Genomic DNA, 2,761 nt, shown 5'->3' with positions numbered 1-2,761 from the left:
CCCCTCACGCCGTCAATCCTTCGGGCTCTTCGACCCCGTTTGCCCTGCAGCAGGCGGTGAGCGTATTGGCGAGCAGGCAGGCGATGGTCATGGGCCCGACGCCGCCGGGCACGGGGGTGATGGCGCCGGCGACTTCGGCGCAGCTGTCGTAGTCGCAATCGCCGACGAGGCGCGTCTTCCCTTCGCCCTTCTCCGGCGCGTCGATGCGGTTGATGCCCACGTCGATCACCGTCGCGCCGGGCTTGACCCAATCGCCGGTGACCATCTGCGGCCGGCCCACGGCGGCGACGACGATGTCGGCCTGGCGCACCACCGCCTCGATGTCCTTCGTGCGCGAATGCGCCACCGTCACCGTGCAGCTGTCGCGCAAGAGCAGCTGCGCCATCGGCTTGCCGACGATGTTCGACCTGCCGATCACCACCGCGTTCAGCCCCGAGAGGCTCCCGTGATGATCGCGCAGCATCATCAGGCAGCCCAGCGGCGTGCAGGGCACCATCGCCTTCTGCCCCGTGGCCAGCAGCCCGACGTTCGAGATATGGAACCCGTCCACGTCCTTGGCCGGGTCGATCGCGTTGATCACCAGGTCCTCGTCCAGGTGCCCGGGCAGCGGCAGCTGCACCAGGATCCCGTGCACCGCCGGGTCGGCGTTCAGCCGCGCGATCAGCGCCAGCAGGTCGGCCTCGGACGTGCCGGCATCGAGCTTGTGCTCGAAGCTCGCCATGCCGACCTCGACGGTCTGCTTGCCCTTCGCGCGCACGTAGACCTGGCTCGCCGGGTCCTCGCCCACCAGCACCACCGCGAGCCCGGGGGTGATCCCCTGCTCCTTCAGCCGCGCCACATGCGCCGCCACCTTGCCCCGCACCTCGGCCGCAAAGGCCTTGCCGTCGATCACGCTCGCGCTCATCCCGTCTCTCCTAGCCGGCCCTCGGGCCCCGTAAAGTCAACTTGCAGTCCAACCTGCGAAAGGGGCGCCGACCGCCCCCTTCATCTTGCCAATAAACTCCCGCCGGAGGCACAAGGGACGGTGGGCGGGGCGTCGCTCCCAACGGGAGCGCGCGTCCGAACACCGTCCCAAGACCTCAGAACAGCCCCTCGATCTGGCCCATGTCATTGAGCCCGATCGTCTCGGACGCCGGTTTGCGCGGCAGGCCCGGCATGGTCATGATCTCGCCGCAGATCACCACGACGAACCCGGCCCCCGCCGACAGCCGCACCTCGCGCACCGGCACCGAATGCCCCGTGGGCGCGCCGCGCAGGTTCGGATCGGTCGAGAACGAATACTGCGTCTTGGCCATGCAGACCGGCAGGTGGCCGAAGCCCGCCTCTTCCCAGTCGCGCAGCTGGGTGCGGATCTTCTTGTCGGCCAGCACCTCGTCGGCGCGGTAGATGCGCTTGGCCACGGTCTCGATCTTCTCGAAAAGGCTCATCTCGTCGGCATAGAGCGGCGAGAAATTGGCGCTGTCCTTGTCCGCGATCTCGGCCACGCGCGTCGCCAGTTCCTCGGTGCCTTCGGACCCCTTGGCCCAGTGCTGGCACAGGATCGCCTCCGACCCCTGGGCTGCCACGTAGTCCTTGACCGCCTGCACCTCGGCCTCCGTGTCGGTGACGAAGTGGTTGATCGCCACCACAACCGGCACGCCGAAGCTCTTCACGTTCTCGATGTGCCGGCCGAGGTTCGGGCAGCCCTTCCTGACCGCCGCCACGTTCTCGGCCCCGAGGTCCGCCTTGGCCACGCCGCCGTTCATCTTCATCGCCCGCACCGTGGCCACGACCACGACGACCGAGGGCGCGAGGCCGGCCTTGCGGCACTTGATGTTCATGAACTTCTCGGCGCCGAGATCGGCGCCAAAGCCCGCCTCGGTCACCACGTAATCGGCGATCTTCAGCGCCGTCGTCGTCGCCATGACCGAGTTGCAGCCATGGGCGATGTTGGCGAAGGGCCCGCCATGGACGAAGGCCGGGTTGTTCTCGAGCGTCTGCACCAGGTTCGGCTGCATCGCGTCCTTCAAGAGCACCGTCATCGCGCCATCGGCCTTGATGTCGCGGCAGGTGATCGCCTGCTTGTCGCGCGTATAGGCCACGATGATGTCGCCCAGGCGCTTCTGCAGGTCGGCAAGATCCGTGGCGAGGCACAGGATGGCCATGACCTCGGACGCCACGGTGATGTCGAACCCGGTCTGGCGCGGAAAGCCGTTGGCGACGCCCCCAAGCGAGGTCACGATGTCGCGCAGCGCCCGGTCGTTCATGTCCATGACCCGGCGCCAGACCACGCGGCGCTCGTCGATCTTCAGCTCGTTGCCCCAGTAGATGTGGTTGTCGATCATCGCGCTCAGCAGGTTGTGCGCCGAGGTGATCGCGTGGAAATCGCCGGTGAAATGCAGGTTCATCTCTTCCATCGGCACGACCTGGGCATAGCCGCCCCCCGCGGCCCCGCCCTTCATCCCGAAGCACGGACCCAGCGAGGCCTCGCGGATGCAGACCGCCGCCTTCCTGCCGATCCGGTTGAGCCCGTCGCCCAGGCCGACGGTCGTCGTCGTCTTGCCCTCGCCCGCCGGCGTCGGGTTGATCGCCGTCACCAGGATCAGCTTGCCGCTCTTGTTGCCCTGGACGGAAGCGATGAACTCCTGGCTCACCTTCGCCTTGTCATGCCCATAGGGCAGCAGATGCTCCGCCCCGATCCCCAGCTTCGCCCCGATCTCCTGGATCGGACGCTTCACCGCCTCACGCGCAATCTCGATGTCAGACTTAATGCTCATGGTCT

The 2,761-nt window shown here is 67.4% G+C and carries 2 protein-coding genes; both read right to left on the bottom strand.

The features are described 5' to 3' along the window. Positions 1 to 4: 4 nt before the first annotated feature. Positions 5 to 904, bottom strand: coding sequence for a bifunctional methylenetetrahydrofolate dehydrogenase/methenyltetrahydrofolate cyclohydrolase FolD (gene folD, locus MF270_RS28015; protein WP_238368856.1), 900 nt, complete (start codon positions 902 to 904; stop codon positions 5 to 7). Between the two features lie 175 nt (positions 905 to 1,079). After that, positions 1,080 to 2,756 (bottom strand): formate--tetrahydrofolate ligase, encoded by a 1,677-nt coding sequence (locus MF270_RS28010; RefSeq protein ID WP_238368857.1) that lies wholly within the window; start codon positions 2,754 to 2,756, stop codon positions 1,080 to 1,082. Positions 2,757 to 2,761 lie beyond the last annotated feature (5 nt).

It is taken from the genome of Mesobacterium pallidum (assembly GCF_019966535.1).
GTDB lineage: Bacteria > Pseudomonadota > Alphaproteobacteria > Rhodobacterales > Rhodobacteraceae > Mesobacterium > Mesobacterium pallidum.
This window is presented reverse-complemented; position numbering and strand designations above follow the sequence as displayed.